This is a genomic window from Ruegeria sp. BC1, assembly GCF_056539305.1.
Genome location: NZ_JBQFUT010000003.1, coordinates 313417 through 328570, shown reverse-complemented (window position 1 = coordinate 328570; position 15154 = coordinate 313417). Strand labels below are relative to the sequence as shown.

General features: G+C 53.1%; 16 protein-coding genes. 3 read left to right on the top strand and 13 right to left on the bottom strand.

Features of this window, described 5'->3' with window-relative positions; all coding sequences use genetic code 11:
* Positions 1-102: 102 nt before the first annotated feature.
* The 4 genes from ACR0IY_RS09670 to ACR0IY_RS09655 form a co-directional block, all read right to left on the bottom strand.
* Positions 103-813: an HAD family hydrolase gene (locus tag ACR0IY_RS09670; protein WP_480672640.1), complete on the bottom strand. Its 711-nt coding sequence runs from the start codon at positions 811-813 to the stop codon at positions 103-105.
* Positions 814-818: 5 nt separating this feature from the next.
* Positions 819-2513 carry an ABC transporter permease subunit gene (locus tag ACR0IY_RS09665; protein ID WP_480672638.1) on the bottom strand — a complete coding sequence of 565 codons (1695 nt, stop codon included), beginning with the start codon at positions 2511-2513 and terminating at the stop codon, positions 819-821.
* Positions 2513-3553: an ABC transporter ATP-binding protein gene (locus tag ACR0IY_RS09660; RefSeq protein WP_480672636.1), complete on the bottom strand. Its 1041-nt coding sequence runs from the start codon at positions 3551-3553 to the stop codon at positions 2513-2515. The genes ACR0IY_RS09665 and ACR0IY_RS09660 overlap by 1 nt, the downstream gene beginning before the upstream one ends.
* A gap of 120 nt (positions 3554-3673) precedes the next feature.
* Complete coding sequence (locus tag ACR0IY_RS09655; protein ID WP_480672634.1) at positions 3674-4672, bottom strand: ABC transporter substrate-binding protein; 999 nt, start codon at positions 4670-4672, stop codon at positions 3674-3676.
* A 203-nt stretch (positions 4673-4875) separates the two neighbouring features.
* On the opposite strand from ACR0IY_RS09655, the gene ACR0IY_RS09650 reads away from it, so the two are divergent.
* Positions 4876-5652 (top strand): DeoR/GlpR family DNA-binding transcription regulator, encoded by a 777-nt coding sequence (locus ACR0IY_RS09650; RefSeq protein WP_480672632.1) that lies wholly within the window; start codon positions 4876-4878, stop codon positions 5650-5652.
* 830 nt (positions 5653-6482) lie between these two features.
* Here the strand turns inward: ACR0IY_RS09650 and ACR0IY_RS09645 are convergent.
* From ACR0IY_RS09645 to ACR0IY_RS09625, 5 genes are read right to left on the bottom strand one after another with little or no spacing between them, the layout of a single operon-like run.
* Positions 6483-6917 (bottom strand): SgcJ/EcaC family oxidoreductase, encoded by a 435-nt coding sequence (locus ACR0IY_RS09645; RefSeq protein ID WP_480672630.1) that lies wholly within the window; start codon positions 6915-6917, stop codon positions 6483-6485.
* The gene (locus ACR0IY_RS09640) at positions 6910-7485 is read right to left on the bottom strand and encodes a hemerythrin domain-containing protein (protein ID WP_480672628.1); all 576 of its coding nucleotides are present in this window, start codon (positions 7483-7485) and stop codon (positions 6910-6912) included. The genes ACR0IY_RS09645 and ACR0IY_RS09640 overlap by 8 nt, the downstream gene beginning before the upstream one ends.
* Positions 7486-7487: 2 nt before the next feature.
* Entirely contained in the window at positions 7488-8102 is a 615-nt protein-coding gene (locus ACR0IY_RS09635; protein ID WP_480672626.1) for a glutathione S-transferase family protein, read from the bottom strand.
* A gap of 35 nt (positions 8103-8137) precedes the next feature.
* The gene (locus ACR0IY_RS09630) at positions 8138-8968 is read right to left on the bottom strand and encodes a hypothetical protein (RefSeq protein WP_480672624.1); all 831 of its coding nucleotides are present in this window, start codon (positions 8966-8968) and stop codon (positions 8138-8140) included.
* 12 nt (positions 8969-8980) lie between these two features.
* The gene (locus ACR0IY_RS09625) at positions 8981-10216 is read right to left on the bottom strand and encodes a hypothetical protein (RefSeq protein ID WP_480672622.1); all 1236 of its coding nucleotides are present in this window, start codon (positions 10214-10216) and stop codon (positions 8981-8983) included.
* A 252-nt stretch (positions 10217-10468) separates the two neighbouring features.
* Between ACR0IY_RS09625 and ACR0IY_RS09620 the strand changes: the two genes are divergently transcribed.
* Entirely contained in the window at positions 10469-10819 is a 351-nt protein-coding gene (locus ACR0IY_RS09620) for a winged helix-turn-helix transcriptional regulator (RefSeq protein ID WP_480672620.1), read from the top strand.
* 84 nt (positions 10820-10903) lie between these two features.
* On the opposite strand, the gene ACR0IY_RS09615 is transcribed toward ACR0IY_RS09620, so the two are convergent.
* The 4 genes from ACR0IY_RS09615 to ACR0IY_RS09600 are packed head-to-tail and all read right to left on the bottom strand — an operon-like array spanning position 10904 to position 14439.
* A complete protein-coding gene (locus ACR0IY_RS09615; RefSeq protein WP_480672618.1) occupies positions 10904-12169 on the bottom strand; it encodes a TRAP transporter large permease in 1266 nt (421 codons plus the stop codon).
* Positions 12166-12636 (bottom strand): TRAP transporter small permease, encoded by a 471-nt coding sequence (locus ACR0IY_RS09610; protein WP_480672787.1) that lies wholly within the window; start codon positions 12634-12636, stop codon positions 12166-12168. The genes ACR0IY_RS09615 and ACR0IY_RS09610 overlap by 4 nt, the downstream gene beginning before the upstream one ends.
* Complete coding sequence (locus ACR0IY_RS09605; protein ID WP_480672616.1) at positions 12636-13628, bottom strand: TRAP transporter substrate-binding protein; 993 nt, start codon at positions 13626-13628, stop codon at positions 12636-12638. Before ACR0IY_RS09605 ends, ACR0IY_RS09610 begins: the two co-directional genes overlap by 1 nt.
* 49 nt (positions 13629-13677) lie before the next feature.
* Positions 13678-14439, bottom strand: a complete 762-nt coding sequence (locus ACR0IY_RS09600) for a citryl-CoA lyase (RefSeq protein ID WP_480672614.1) — start codon at positions 14437-14439, stop codon at positions 13678-13680.
* Positions 14440-14577: 138 nt separating this feature from the next.
* On the opposite strand from ACR0IY_RS09600, the gene ACR0IY_RS09595 reads away from it, so the two are divergent.
* Positions 14578-15129: a MarR family winged helix-turn-helix transcriptional regulator gene (locus ACR0IY_RS09595; RefSeq protein ID WP_480672612.1), complete on the top strand. Its 552-nt coding sequence runs from the start codon at positions 14578-14580 to the stop codon at positions 15127-15129.
* Positions 15130-15154: the final 25 nt, after the last annotated feature.

Here is a 15154-nt window from a genome sequence, read left to right as displayed (position 1 = left end):
CCGCTGTTGTTTCGACTGAAATCGAGATGACGCTTGGGATACTCTACAGTCGCGTTAAAGCAGGCTGCGGTTACCGAACACTGGTGCTTTAGTGTACCTCGCTTAGCTCAGGTCAAAAAGCACCGGCATCTCCGAGATATCATTCAAGGTGAAGTCGGCCAGTGGTTCCAGATCTTCGGCTTTGCCATTCCCGCTCAGAACTGCGATCCGCAGGCCTGCATTTGCTCGACGTGCCATCTCCATATCCTGCGGGTTATCCCCCACCATCGCTACCTGTGATGGGTCCAAACCTTTCTGATCGCAAAACGCGCTGAGCATTCCCGGTTCGGGCTTGTGCCCGTAGCCAGAGTTGTAACCCACAACAAAGTCAAAAAAAGAAGACAATCCCTGAGAGGTCAGAAACATGTTGATCGAATTTTCGCTGTCGCTGCTGGCGACACCAAGAGTGTATCCGTTCGAGTGAAACGCCTGAGTGACTCCGTCGATGTCTCTAACCGGAACCGCGTCCTGCATCGCTTTGTAAAAGTACTGATCCAGCATTCCGATCAGTTCCGGTTCGGACAAAACAGCCCCAAACTTTCGCCAGGCGCATGCGATTTCGTGCGAATTGCCAGCGCCCAGAATTGAACCGACCTGAACGGTCCCGGTTTCAAGATCATAGCCGGTTGAAACAAGAAGCTCGTTCGCAAGTGTTTGGTTCCGCCCGGCGGCGGACATTGCTGCCCTCCGGTTTACCGGCCCCCATGTCTCATCATACTTTAGAAGGGTCCCATCCTTGTCGAACAGGATGCCTTTGATATTGCGCAAATCCATTTGGCTCACCTGATCAGCGAAACGTTTTTGACGCCAGCCACCCAAAGGATGGTACGCACAATTAAAAGCATGGTTAGCACGATCGCCATGATGCAGACCGAAAACGCAGCCGCTTGGTTGCTTGCACCCCGATCGGCAAGTTGCAGAACCGAGACAGCGGCAACTTGAGTTTTGGGCGTAATCAGGAATATCACTGCTGACAACGACACCATGGCGCGCATGAAGAAAAACACCCCGACACCCAGCAATGTGGGCCACAACAGCGGCAGTGTCACCTTGAACAGGGTGCGCAGAGTGCCGCCCCCCAAAACGGTCGAGGCCTCGTCAAACGATTTACTGATCTGCTTCAGGCTGGTTGTGGTGATCAAAAAGCCCTGGGCGTGGTTGTAGTAGATATACAACAGAATGATCAGCGGGAATGTTCCATACAGGAAATTCAGCGGGTTCGACAGGCTGTTGAAGGCCAGAACGTAACCCAAACCAAGAACCATACCCGGGATCGAAGCTGGCAATATCGACAGGAACGATATGGGGCCGGTGAAGACGGTCTTGAACTTCTGCGAAACGATTGCCGCAGTAGTCACAATTGCCACACCAAACGTCGCCGTCGAGATGGCCACGATGATCGAGTTCCACAGCGGTTTTGTGCCGTTCTGCACGTCAAACGCGTAGTGTTTGAACGAGAAAGACATGTTGTAAGGCCACAGCACAACAAAGCTGGCCACGATCACGATCAAGGGAATTGCCATGAAAATCAGCGCAATCAAGCTGGTATACGCACCAAAGATGGAGTCCCGACGCCGATTTGCGCGAATGCTGAGTGTGGTAGACCCATCCGTGATCTGGGCGTGCTGACGCTTGGAGATTCGGCGCTCGATGATCTTTGACACAACGGCGGGGACCAAGAGCATTACACCGATAACAGCGCCCAGCCCGAATTTCCCCTGACCGATAACTTTGTTGTAGATCTCGGTGGCCAGGACGTTGAAATCCCCACCAATGACAATGGCGTTCCCGAAGTCGGTGATCGACAGCGAGAATGTCACGAAAATCGCAGCTGCGATGCCGTATCGTGTGGATGGCAATGTTACAGTACGGAAAATACGCAGCGGCTTTGCACCAATAACAGTCGCACCTTCATAGAGGCGCGCGTCCGTAACAGCTAAAGCGGCGGACAAAATCAGGAAAGCATACGGGAACGTATACAGCGCATTGGCCAGGGCGACGCCCCAGAACCCGTAGATATCAATGTCGAAGCCCAGGAACCGGTTCAATACGCCATTGCGCCCCAAAATGAAGATCAGACCTTGCGCTTGCACCAGCGAGGGCGCGAAAAGCGGGGTCATGATCACAATCCGGAATAAGCCTTTTAGCGGGATATTTGTCCGCTGCAGGGCATAGGCATAGGCATAGGCCAAAACGACGGCCATGCTGGCGGACACCGATGACATCACTAGGCTGTTTCCGATCAGCATCCAGACGCGACCGGCAGTCAGCGTGTCGATATAGTTGCTAAGGCCAAGGCCAGAGCCCGTGTCGAAACTGCGCCAGAAAATCGCAAGAACAGGCACGATCAAAAAGGCGAGCATCATTGTGAAGACAGTCACCGACAAGATCATTGCGACTGCATTGTCGCTTACGCTGAAACCTGACCGGGGATTGGCGGCCATCGTCGGCCTTTGGGTGGTCGTATCGGTCATTATTGAAGCTCGCGAATATAGTCGGGGTTCAAGTTTGCAAACACACGTTCACCAACGCTTGGTGCTGCAGTGGGGCCGTGCAATTCCACCGTGATCGTTTGCTCGGGCGCGCAATCGGGTGCTACTTCGACGATGTTGAAATTCCCAAGATAGCGAACCGCTTTAACGGTTGAGCGCAAAGATGGCGCAGCCTGTGACTGATCGTTGGACAGCGATACCATTTCGGGGCGCACACCATACATCGTATCGCGCGCAATTGGCTCCAATCCCGCCAGCGCTTGCGTCCCGAATACGGGCATTCCGTCCTGGCCGCGGGTGACACGCAGCGTGTTGCTGTTGCCGATGAAGTTGGCAACGAACTCCGTTTTCGGACTGTTGTAGAGTTCATGAGCTGATCCGCATTGTTCAATCTTGCCGTTGCGTAGCACAACAATTTGATCTGCCATTTCAAGCGCTTCGCTCTGGTCATGTGTAACCATGATCGTTGTGATGCCGGTGTCTTTTTGGATTTTCGACACCTCTTGGCGCAACTCTGTTCGAACCTTGGCGTCAAGCGCGGAAAGTGGTTCATCCAGCAGTAGAACCGAAGGTTCGGTCGCAATGGCACGGGCAATCGCAACACGTTGTTGCTGGCCGCCTGACATCTGGTCTGGAAGTTTATGGGACTGGTCGGCCAGGTGCACCATGTCCAGCATTTTCATTGCGCGGGCTTTTGCCCGTTTCTGATCCCAGCCTCGGCACTCAAGCCCATAGGTTACGTTTTTTAAGGCCGACAGGTTGGGGAACAAGGAATAGGACTGGAAAACAACGCCGAAATTTCGCTCGGACGGATGCTTGTCAGAAAGGTCGTTTGAATCAAGGTGAATTGTGCCGGAATCAGCAGTTTCAAGCCCCGCAATCGTCCGCAATAGAGTTGTTTTCCCGCAACCGGAAGGGCCGAGAAAACATGTAAAGCTTCCTTTTGGGATCGTCAGCGTGAGATCGTCCAGCGCGCGGATGGTGCCATAGAGCTTGGACAGTTTTCTGATTTCGAGGGCCATTTTTTGTTTCCATATATTTTCGGGCAGGAAAGGCCGGAACGATTTGTAATCGTTCCGGAGTTTGTCCCGGACACTCCACAGGGAGGTTGAGTGTCCGGGACCTTGTAAGCAGCGAGGGGGCTACTGCTCGTAACGCTTTTGCCACTCAAAAATAATCGCATCCCGGTCGTTGGCCGCGGCCTCGAAGTCGGTCGGGTGAAGAACCGTGTTGGTGTCCTGGGGCAAGCCAGCGTCAACAAAGCGCTGCGGTAGTGCTCCGCCCGGGATCGTGACGATCGCCTTCCAATCCAGATAGGCGTTTGCAGCTTCGGGCGTGACAGTCCAATCCAGGAAGCGTTTGGCATCTTCCTTGTTGCTCGACGAGGCGACCAGAGCGTTGGCTTCAAGCTCGTTGCCTGAACCCTCGGAAGGGATGACCATCGAAATCGGGAAGCCTTCTGCGATGTTCTTGATCGCGCGCATATCGTAAGAGGCACCAACAGCGTATTCGCCGGACGACGCTGCATGGCAGGGTTTGGAGCCCGATTTGATGTATTGAGCAACGTTGCCGTCTAGCTGATCCAAAAGCGCCCATCCTTCGTCGGCGCCCTTCATTTGCAGAAGCGAGCTGACCTGAATGTAACCCGTGCCCGACGAGGCCGGGTTCGGCATGACAACTTCGCCTTTGAATTCGGGCTTCAGTAGATCGGCCCACGACGTTGGCGCCTCAAGACCTAGTTTTTCGATGCGTTCGTTGTTTACGCAAAACACAGCCATGTAGCCCGTGACGGCAAACCACGAGTCGTCTGCTGCACGGAAGTCCGACGGGATATTGTCCACGCCTGCTGGCTTATAGGCCTCTAGCGTTTCCGCAATTTCGGGATTCACGATGGTCGATGCGGCAAAGCCCCAGACCACGTCGTGCTGCGGATTGCCTTTTTCGGCAATAATGCGCGCTGCCAAATCACCAGTGGAAAGGCGCAACATGTTGAAGGTGACGTCAGGCATAGCAGTTTTGGCCAGATCCAAAAACGCGGCGGCCTCGTCCTCTTCGTAGGATGTGTAGATTGTAAGCTCGCCTGCCAGGGTTGGCGAAGCCAGAAGTGCGATCAATGCGGATGTTGTTGATAGTTTCCTCATGGGACCTCCTGTTGGTGTTGGAGCTTTAGGCTCGAAGGCATTGTAAGAAGAGTTAGAAAAATTACAACATTAATGTAATAAAACTTACAAAAACAAAAAATGAGACTGAACATGTTTAAAAGCAAGCAATTTTGGCTAAAAACCATTTGAAAATCTCTCGCAAAACAATCAATCTAGTGGCAACAATGTCAGGAAATTTACACTTGCAAAACAGTCCGACCCCCAAATCGGTTCGTCGCCAATTTCTGTTGGGCCTCATCGAGCGGCGCGGCTACGTGAGGTTGGCCGAAGCGTCCCGAGAACTAGGTGTTTCCGAACAAACCGCCCGGCGCGACATAATGGAGCTGGACAAACAGGGCAAAGTTCGCCGCACACATGGGGGCGCAGCATTTATCGGTACACTGGATTCCGAAACCTACCAAAAGCGGCAACGCTCGCAGACGTCGGAAAAAACCAGCATTGCCAGGCGAATAGCAAACCTGATCCCCGATGGGGCCTCTATATTCCTTGACAGCGGCACGACCTGTGAGGCTGTCGCCAGCGCCTTGTTGGAGCGTCGCAATCTCCGGGTCGTTACCTACAGCATACGCTGCGCTTCACAGTTCTCAGACCGAAGTGACTTTGTGGTGGCCATCCCAGGTGGTTTTGTCCGGCACATTGATGGTGCAATTATTGGGCCTCAGGATGACGATTTCATCGAGCAATTCATGTTCGACTACGCAGTGATCGCGGTATCAGGTCTAGATCATACTGGTCGCCTAAGTGACGATGACGCCTTCGAGGTCAACAAGGTTCGTGCGGCGATGGTCAAGGCCCGCGAAACAATTCTGGCGCTAACCTCTGACAAGATTGGCGTGACCGCATTGGTGAATCTGGCCAATTTCGATGAAATCTCCTGCGCTGTAGTAGAGAGGGAGCCAAACCCGGTGCTTGAACAGCTCGCCAAGAAGAATGACGTACGCCTGGTCTATTCCGATTAATTCAAGCTTTTAGACGGAAGACGAATTTTTGACGTCGTGCACAAATGCCCTACCGGGCGCTGTTGTCCACATGTTGAACGGAACGCACTGATCAAATTTTGTTCGATTTGGTTGTGCGTGGATCCCGGAAACAAATTAGGACCAATCAAACGGTCGGATGCTATGGTCGTTGCGGAGGAGAATTCCGCCATTATACGCCTGTGGCAACGAGCTGAAGGCGGGTAGACGGACTAGAGAATGGCGTAGATGTATCATCATCTCTTGGTGCCGGTTGGTTGTATAACGAGCTCTGCGCCGACCCGATCACCCGATACGTCAGTCGCTGAGTCACTGCCAACTCCTGGTGCGCGCGAATGGCGGCCAGACGAAAATCCCCTATGGTCAGGCTCTGGGCATTAGTGGTTTCGGCTTCTTTGAGGATTAGATTGCCCAGTTCAAGTACAGCCACGATTTTCTTTAATCGAGCGTTCTATTTCTCAAGGATCTTTAGTCCAAATAACTGCGCTCAGCCCATCCCGCCAAAACGCATACTCCAATTGCAATACTCAGCATCGCTTGTCCCGATAATACGACAAGCTGTTGCCACATCATCCCCTGCTGCAAGCTTCAGCTCAATTTCTCGGTGCGGCTTAAAGATGTCCACGTCTAAATGTCGCTTCCACGCCATGCCAAATACCCTTTTCGCAAATAGTGTGATGGCACAGTCTTAGGGGGCTAGGACAATGGCCTTTGCCATTTGTCGGGCTTGGAAAAAATCAACTGACAAAGAACCCAGTTTCCCAGCCCGCTAATTTTTCGACCGAACTAAAGATAAATTCTGTTAGACCAATTTATATCGAGATCATGGTGCCATCCTTGTTGGCGTTGGTCTCTTTGCCCGGCACCACGTCCGTATTGTGCGCGGCCAGAACGTGCCAGCCATTGGTGGTGCGTTCGGCGACGAACACCATGATGGCAAAGCGAACACCAAGTTTTTCACCTTGTTTGTCGATCTGACCCGTCAATTTCCAACGCGTGTGGATGATCGCAATGTTTTCTCCGACCAACCTGACTTTGATGCGCCGGGGCAGGATCTCGGATTCTTGGAAAAAGGTTTTCAGCCCATAGTCATGTGCGCGCTCGATATCCGCGCGGTTGTGCCACCATAGGCCAACGACATTCACAAAGTCCGCGTCCTCCGCAAAAAGCCTGGCCAGCGCTTTTGCATCGCGTGCCATCCAGGCTTTTGCAAAGAGGTGCGGAATATCCTCTGGTGTCTCAGGCATAGGCCTTCAGAACCGCCGGGATAAGGATGTCTTCTTCATCATAGGTGTGGCGATTGATGATTTTGTTCAGCACCTTCGCCTGTTCCAGCGCCCGCGCCACATCGGTCTTCGATGCGCCTTCGTTGCGGAGCGCGACAAACGCACCTTCGGATTGATCCAGCGCCTGATCCAAGAACTCATGGTCGTTTTCAAGCAGATCGATAGCCCCGGCCAGTTGTGGGAAACGCCCCAGAAATCCGGGTAGAACGTTAGCGTCTTCGAAAGAATGATGCCCATGCACATGCGACACCAGATCCAGCCCAAGGCGGTTCATTCCCGTCAGGCCCATCATTTCCTGTACGCTGCCTTCTGGTTCGTCCAATATGGCTTCGAGCCCACCAACCAACCTGGCGCTACCTTCGGAAATCGCCGCATGAAGACGCTGAAGATGCGCCGGCCAGCCCAGAAATTGCGGGTCGTTGTCCCAAGCCTTGCGATCAGCGGGAAACATACCAGCCAGCAATGATGGTGATACGCCGCTGCGCGTGGCCACGTTGTATTCCAGCGCGTTGTAATCGAAATGGCTCATGGCTACTGAAGCCCCTGTGCTTTCATCGCAGTCAGAACACCCGGATCTGCGAGCATGGTTTCCATAAATCGTTTGACCGACGGATAGTCGCGCCAGGACTTGGGCGCATTCGCGGTCCATCTGGTCATCGCAAAGGCATAAGGATCGGCGATAGTTCGTTTGCCACCGACGACGTGTACACCGCCGTCCAGTAGAGAATCGAGATGGGTCATGACGCGGTCGATCCGGGCAAAGCTGGCCTCGCGGACCGCGTTCACGTCGGTCTCATCGGTGCTTGTAGTGAAACGCTCGGGAACAAAGAACGGCCAAAAGGCGGGGTGAAAGTCGCCAGTCAGGAATGCAAGCACTTCGTCCATTTCGAAATGTTCGAACGCGCCACCGTGTATCCCCAGATCAGCCTCTGGGAACTTTACTTCGATATATTTCAGGATTGCGTCGGCTTGTGTCATGACGCGACTATTCCCGTCGATCAGCGCGGGCACCATTCCGAGCGGATTGATTTTGAGAAAGGCCTCCGAGCCCAGCTCGGCCAGTTCGGTTTCGTATGGTTTTCCGGTCCATTCAAGCGCGATATGAGGGGCAAGGGCACAGGTGCCGGGAGCATAGAAGAGCTTCATTTTTAGGGCCTTTCTAAAGAAGGGGTGCCTTGGTTCTAGCGGGGCGTAAAGGTGAGGATCTCGGTATCAGGCGCAGGCGCGCTGTTGCCGTCTTTGGCCAAAGGGCGGTCGAAAAGACCTGTCAGACGGTTGCCCGCGATATCTTCAAGCGTGGTGTCAACTTCGATCGAATGGGCAGCGTCGGACCAGGGATGTTCTGGCGTGAACACCCATGTCTGTTCATCGTTTCCCAACTGAAGCGCACCGCGCAATCTGTTGCCGCCAGCATCCGCCACGCGAATGCGATAGGCCAGCGAAAGGTGGTCGGCGGGGGACTGCAAATCGATACGTAGCGGATCGGTCGTGCCTGCGACGGGGCGGTTCACCTGCCAGGATGACAGATCGGGTGCAGTGAAATCCTCGGCTGTTGCGGTAAACGTCTTGTCAAAGCCTGTGGTTAGGGCACAGCCTTGCCGGGTTTGGGCGCTTTGTTCCACGCGCAACGTATAGGTCTTGCCCTCTTGCAGCGCCCGACCTAGCGTGTTGTGCGCAACCAGCCCGGTCTTGACCCGTCCGGGGTCGAACAAAACGGTCAGCCGGCGGTCATCCGGGGACCACAGGTCAAATTTGTTCTCGATAAAGGCACCGGGCATTTCTTTGCCTTCTGCGTCCAGAAGAACCACGGCATCCCAGATATCATCCCGCGCCATGGGCTCCGAGAAATAAATGTAGAATCGCAACAGGTTCTCAGGCAGGTAATCCGCTGAGGGGTAAACCTGTTCAACCTGTGCTTCCGATGCCTGCCCCGTCGTGCACGCCGAGGCGGGCGCGACGGCCACCATTGCGGTGGCCAACGCGAAGGGAAGCAAATGTGCAACCTTAGGCATTTTCAGTTTTCCTTAGCGTGCCAGATCCGGATAACCGGCATCTGCTTTCAGCATATTCTGGAAATTACGGTAGAATTCCTGTTCCTCCGAATACTCATAGCTGGCGAAGTTGTATTCACTGACAAAATCGCTGAGACGGAAGAACACGCCCTTGCGGAACGAGACCAGATCGACATCTCCGGTATCGAGGTTACGGCGCAGGGTCAGCAAGAATTGTTCATCCTGATCATCCGCCTGCAACACGGCCCCCAGAGGGCGCGCTGCGGTGGCAACACCTGCGTCACCCCAAAGTTCCTGTTGGCTAAGGCCCTCTCCGGCGGCGGCTTCGGCCAGGTCCGAGACGCGAATGAGATCGGCATCACGTTCCTTGTTGATGACCAGAACATAGTCTTCCGGCTCAAAACGTTCATTCGGAGCGGTGAAATGCAGAACTTCCAGCGGCGTGTTGCCATACCCCAGTTCCGCTACGGTCTTAGCGACCACGTGCTCACCATCGACAAGATCCGCTGAGGGAACCGTGACAAGCGGCGTACAGGTATATGCGGCCACTACCGTTTGAACACCATCAAGGTCCAGAATGCTCATCGCGCGGATAGGCGCACGCGTCTCGGTCTGATTGTGTACTGTGTGGAACATCTCGATGCTGCTGACCGCCGCTGAGCCGTCGAACGGGTAGGGGATCTGACGTAGGGTCGAGGAGAACTCGCCTGTGGACAGCCCGGCAACAAACAGCGTCCCATCAACGTAGTCGAGATCAGTTACTGTGTAAGTCGAGGCCGGAATATCGCGCCAGAATGTCACGCTGTCATCCGGTGTGTCGCTGAGTGCGACCGAGGTGCTTTCGAGACCAGCCAGATCCAGCTCCGTGATGGTGCCGTCCTGATCTACGCGAACGACATGCGCCGATTTTCCACCGCCGTTCACGACCGAGAAAGAGATAAAGGTCTCTTTCGAAACAGGGTGCACGGCCACATCGTGATAGCTGATGCCAAAGGGGTTTACGCCCAACGTCTCAGCCAGTCGTGCGCCCAGCCCGATCAGGTTATAGCTGCGGGATTCCGTGGCTGGTTCGGCATCAGGCAAGGTGTAGCTATAAACCTTGCCGCCATCTGAATCGGCAACAAACAACGTGTTGGCATCTGCAAATTCCAGAACGGTCGCAGATTGGGGTGCATCGGCAAATGCGCCCGATGCCAGGGTCAGGGAAAACAGGCTCGTGGCCAGGGTGTGTGTCAGTTTGTGTTTCATGGAGCCTCCGGGTCTGAACGCAGTCTTGACATTTAGTAGCCTTTAGAAAACCTGCCCTACATTTTTAACCTGTTAGTAATGCAGAGAGTGATTTCTGAGCTGTTTGGTCATATAGACTATACACCTCAATTCGGTTAGTAGGCACAAAAAGAATACTAAAGGATTTTTTTCGGGTGGGTTGAGTTTCCCGCCAAAATGGCAAGAAAACACGCGAAAAACAGGAAAGCGAGCAAAGTGACAGGAATTTCTAAAATGAGTGAAGCACCGGATCAGGGCGCCGAAATTCATGTTTGCGCCGTGGAAGAAACAATTGAAATCATTGGTGGCAAATGGAAGTGCCAGATTCTGCATACATTGCAGGATGGCACGAAACGTTTTGGGGACCTTAGGCGGGAAATCCCGGATGTAACGCAACGCATCCTGACCAGAAAGTTGCGGGAGCTGGAGGATCATGGTGTTGTTCACAGAAAAGTCTATGCCGAGGTCCCTCCTAGAACCGAATACTCATTGACCCCATTGGGTCAGTCGCTTGGCCCTGTACTCGATGCTTTGGAGAATTGGGCGATCAAGAGCAGACTGTCCGCGACAAAGGCACAGCAATAGAGCAAGTTATTTTGTGGCTCGAGTGTTATCTTACATCAGGCAATTAATGCCGATTTTCGATTCAAGATCGAAGGTCTAAAGTCGTCAAAGATGGTGTGTAAGGAATAACGACACTTCGGGAACGAAAGTGATGACCAAGAGGGCCAGTAGGTTCAGCAATAAAAAAGGAATTATTCCTTTGTAGATTGTCGTTGGAGGGACGTTGAGAACGGCCTGTGCAACGAAAATGTTTAATCCAAACGGTGGAGTGAACATGCCAATCGACAGATTCACTGTCATAATGATGCCAAGATGTATCGGGTCGATTCCCATGGTTATGGCAACCGGAACCAAGAGAGGGGCCAGGACCAGAATGGCGGAATTCGGGTCAAGCACGCAACCAACAGCCAAAAACAACAAGTTGACCAATATCAAAAAAGCAGCGGGATTCTCGCCTAGAGCACCCAGCACATTTGTAACGTGCTGAGGAATGCCGTTGACCGTCAACAGCCAAGAATAAGCACCCGCAGCGGCGATGATTAGCATGACCTGCGCCGTCAACATGGCCGCCGACCCAGCGACAAGCAAAACATCGCGCCAAGTCGCTTCGCGGTAAACAAGAACTGACACAATGATTGCGTAAACACTAGCCAGCCCACCGGCTTCGGTGGGCGAAAATACACCCAAGTAAATGCCTCCAAGAACCAGTACTGGCGCAAAAAGTGCCCAAAAACCTTCTTTGGTGGCCGACAAGAACGACAAGCGCTCGGTCTTGTTTTCCCGGGTGCTTCGGTCAGTTACATAGAGATACGCCGACAATATAGTTGCCAGTAAAAGTCCTGGCAGAATTCCGGCAATAAACAGCTTGGTGATGGGTTGTTCAGCTGCAATTCCGTACAGAATCATTGCCACCGACGGAGGAATGACTATTGCAATGGCGCCTGAAGACGTGATCAGCCCGGCGGCGAAGGATTTGTCGTATCCTTTGTCCAGCAACGGTTTATACAGCAGCCGTCCAATTGCGGCAACTGTTGCGGGCGAGGACCCCGAAATTGCACCAAAACATGTGCTTGCCCCGACCGTAGTCACGGGCAGTCCGCCCCGCAGGCCTCCAAACATCGACAGAACCCAATTGATGATCCGCCTGGAAATCCCGCCAACTCCCATCATTTCGCCGGCGAAAATAAAAAATGGAATTGCGATCAATGAAAACTTGTCCAGCGACCCGAACATGATCTGCTGCAACGCTACGATCGGCATTGAGGTGAAAAACACCATTGTAACGAGGACTGCGGCCATCAATGCAGCAAACACAGGTACGCCAAGAAAAAGAAGAACGACGGGTAGTCCGACGAGCGAAAGAAACATCATCTTGACTTCGCTCCGCGCCGTGCAAGCTGAATCAGGCCATAGGCGGATATTCCTGCAATGGCAGAAAAGCAGACAAGAAATGCGCTGTGTGGAAGCCACATCGGTATCTTGGCCGACACCGAGCTTTGAGACGAATACAAAAATATCTTAATGGCAGCCAGTGATGCCGTGACCGCGCCCAGACTAACCGCAAGCACAATGCCGTCCGATAGGAATGCAAGGACACGACGCCATCTGGAATCTGTCGCCTGTCCCAGCACATCGATCGTCAGGTGACCGCGATCGACTGTAACTGCAACTGCCGCCACCGCCACCACCCAGATGTTTGAATATATCAGAACCTCTTCGGCCCAGATAAGAGATTGGCCAAAAACATAGCGCAGCATAACATTTGAGAAGTTCAAAATGACGACCACAAGGAGAATTGCGGCCGCCACATTTCTAAAAACGGACTGGAGAAACGGCATCAATTCCGCACTGCAATGGCAGATAAGGCATCGTAGAATGCTCGTAATTCCGGATCCTGATCCAAAACACGATTGGTAGCTTTGAGCGCGAGGTCGATCAGTAGTTCTTGTTCGCCAGCGGGTAACTCTGAAACGGTGCCGCCATTCTCAATCCAGGTCGAAACTGCTGCGGCATTTTCTCGGTCGGCCCACGCCGGCAGCTCTTTTTCAATCGCGCTAGCCTCTTCTCGAAGGATTTGCTGCAGATCAGGTGGTAGGCTGTCGAACCAAGGTTTGCTGACATACACCGGTACGGCGAATTGCGACAGCCTGGTCATGGTTATGTGCGACGCAATGGTATGCATCTTAAATTTAGAGAATACGATCGGAAGTGAACTAACTCCGTCAATAGTACCCCGCTGAAGGGCCGGTGCAACTTCTCCCAAAGGCATTGGGATCGGGCTCGCGCCAAAGGCCGTCATTGGCTCGATTTCAAACGGCGATGCCAAGACTCGGATTTTCAGCCCTTCCAGGTCCGAGACCGAATTCAACTCGGTCTTAGTAAGAAAAGCCTGCGGAGCCGAACAGAGGATTGCCAGCGTTTCTATGCCAACATTCCGCATGATCGGAAAAACTATTTCGCGAAACTCTGGATCGGATGATGTTCGGCGGCAATGATCGAGATCCTGAAATAGCCCAGCGGCCGCAAGTACCGCGTTCCGCTTTTCGAGGCCGGAAAAGAAGAAGGACGGTGCTACCAGGCCTTCCAGCGTGCCAAATTGCAGCCCCTCGATCATTCGAGGTACAGTGCCAAGCTGTGCTGCAGGAAACAGCTCTACTTCGATACGGCCATTGCTGCGGGCTTCGATCCGGGTTTCCGCCCTTTTCATCCATTCGTGCTGAATGTCATTGAGAGTGGGTGTGCCGATTTTCATCGTAAAATCAGCTGCAATCGCGGCGCTGGTAACGCCTGTACTTGCAATTGCGAGGACTAGGGCTTTCAGAAGTTTCATGATTTCTCCCTCAGTTGCATTGCTGCTTAGGTCCCTCCAGGATCAAGAGCTATCCCTCTGGGTCTTCGTAAGGGATTTCTCCTGCAAACCGCATCAATGCAGGAGTAATAGGTTCCTGGTGTTCTTCCATGACATGGGCCACTAGTCCGGCGGCCCGCCCAACGACGGCCACACCACGCATTGCAGCAACTGGGAAATCGATCTCGCTCAGAATTGCACCAAGCGCGGCAGTGGCATTCATCGTGAAAATGCGTCCGCTTGCCTTGTTTAGTTCGTCACCCAAAATCTGGATTAACTCAATGTAGTCGCCCTTAACGCCGGCATTTCTAGCGATTTCAAAAAGGCGTTCGGCGCGCGGATCCGTCGGGCTGTAGTATGGATGGCCGAACCCGGGAAGCCGGTGCTTCTTCGCCCTGAACTGTGCGACAGTATCCTCGGCCCAAGCGCGCTTGTCCGCCGCCTGAATGCCTTCCTGCAAGAGTGCACCTGCGCCGCCAATTGTGCCTGCGAATTTGTCGCCCACCATCATAATCCCAGCCGCGACGCCAACCTGGGGATTGTCGACCAGTGAATCGCCAACCAGACGCGCCACCAAAGCGGTCGGTGTCAGCCCATGATCCATTAGGATAACCAAGGCCGCGTCGAACACTTTCAGTTGCTGCTGCGTCGGCTTGCGCCCTGTCACAATGAAATAGTACGCCTCAGCGAAGGACATGTTTCCGACAACATCTGCCAGAACGTCGACACCCCTCATCTTCAGGTTTTCAGTGTCTGAGGTGGGGGTGCCGATTTTGGTTTTGGTGTTTCTCATGAGATGCCCAATGTGCATAATTGCCGGTTTGGGGTAGTATTAATGATTCAAAACACCTATGTCAAATAGGTATTAAATTGGTAGAAGTTTCCCTTGTAAGGCGATATGTTGAACAGCAGTAGATTGAGGTGAACCTAGATGGCAAAAAAGAAACGTTCTGAAGTCAGCGAACTTACGGTGTCGTTGGATGAATTTGTGAGTGACGGGAAGGACAAGAAGTTTCGAGAATTACTGTCGGTAATGTATGGCTTTGCGAGTCGATTTCAGGGCATACGCAAGGAGTTGGCGCGCAATCTGGAGCTAAGTGTTACGGACTTTTCGGTCTTAATGGCCCTTTACACGGCCGAGGACGCCGAGGGGCTGCGCGTAAGGTTGATAGCGGATCGGCTGCATATCGCTGCTGCGAATGTCACAGCTTCAATCAACAATCTGGAACGCGAGGGCTGGATCGAAAAACGGGAGGACTCTAAAGATTCGCGCGCGCTCAACATTTCTCTCTCGCCCAAAGGGCGCAATGCATTGGACAGTTTTACTATCAAGTTGCGTTCTGTAAATAACACCTGGTTCGCAGGAATAACTGAAGATGAGTTTGTTCATGCGGAAAATTTCATGAGGCGCTTGATCGCACAGTATCAGTCCGCAATTTATGCTTCCAAGCTTGTTAATTGGGACAAGGAAATGAAGCCATAGACAAGAGACTAGAGTGGAAAGTGTT

Coding starts and splice junctions, on each gene's coding strand:
- ACR0IY_RS09670 (WP_480672640.1), bottom strand. CDS start 813: ATGGATTTGCGCAATATCAAAGGCATCCTGTTCGACAAGGATGGGACC.
- ACR0IY_RS09665 (WP_480672638.1), bottom strand. CDS start 2,513: ATGACCGATACGACCACCCAAAGGCCGACGATGGCCGCCAATCCCCGG.
- ACR0IY_RS09660 (WP_480672636.1), bottom strand. CDS start 3,553: ATGGCCCTCGAAATCAGAAAACTGTCCAAGCTCTATGGCACCATCCGC.
- ACR0IY_RS09655 (WP_480672634.1), bottom strand. CDS start 4,672: ATGAGGAAACTATCAACAACATCCGCATTGATCGCACTTCTGGCTTCG.
- ACR0IY_RS09645 (WP_480672630.1), bottom strand. CDS start 6,917: ATGCCTGAGACACCAGAGGATATTCCGCACCTCTTTGCAAAAGCCTGG.
- ACR0IY_RS09640 (WP_480672628.1), bottom strand. CDS start 7,485: ATGAGCCATTTCGATTACAACGCGCTGGAATACAACGTGGCCACGCGC.
- ACR0IY_RS09635 (WP_480672626.1), bottom strand. CDS start 8,102: ATGAAGCTCTTCTATGCTCCCGGCACCTGTGCCCTTGCCCCTCATATC.
- ACR0IY_RS09630 (WP_480672624.1), bottom strand. CDS start 8,968: ATGCCTAAGGTTGCACATTTGCTTCCCTTCGCGTTGGCCACCGCAATG.
- ACR0IY_RS09625 (WP_480672622.1), bottom strand. CDS start 10,216: ATGAAACACAAACTGACACACACCCTGGCCACGAGCCTGTTTTCCCTG.
- ACR0IY_RS09620 (WP_480672620.1), top strand. CDS start 10,469: ATGAGTGAAGCACCGGATCAGGGCGCCGAAATTCATGTTTGCGCCGTG.
- ACR0IY_RS09615 (WP_480672618.1), bottom strand. CDS start 12,169: ATGATGTTTCTTTCGCTCGTCGGACTACCCGTCGTTCTTCTTTTTCTT.
- ACR0IY_RS09610 (WP_480672787.1), bottom strand. CDS start 12,636: ATGCCGTTTCTCCAGTCCGTTTTTAGAAATGTGGCGGCCGCAATTCTC.
- ACR0IY_RS09605 (WP_480672616.1), bottom strand. CDS start 13,628: ATGAAACTTCTGAAAGCCCTAGTCCTCGCAATTGCAAGTACAGGCGTT.
- ACR0IY_RS09600 (WP_480672614.1), bottom strand. CDS start 14,439: ATGAGAAACACCAAAACCAAAATCGGCACCCCCACCTCAGACACTGAA.
- ACR0IY_RS09595 (WP_480672612.1), top strand. CDS start 14,578: ATGGCAAAAAAGAAACGTTCTGAAGTCAGCGAACTTACGGTGTCGTTG.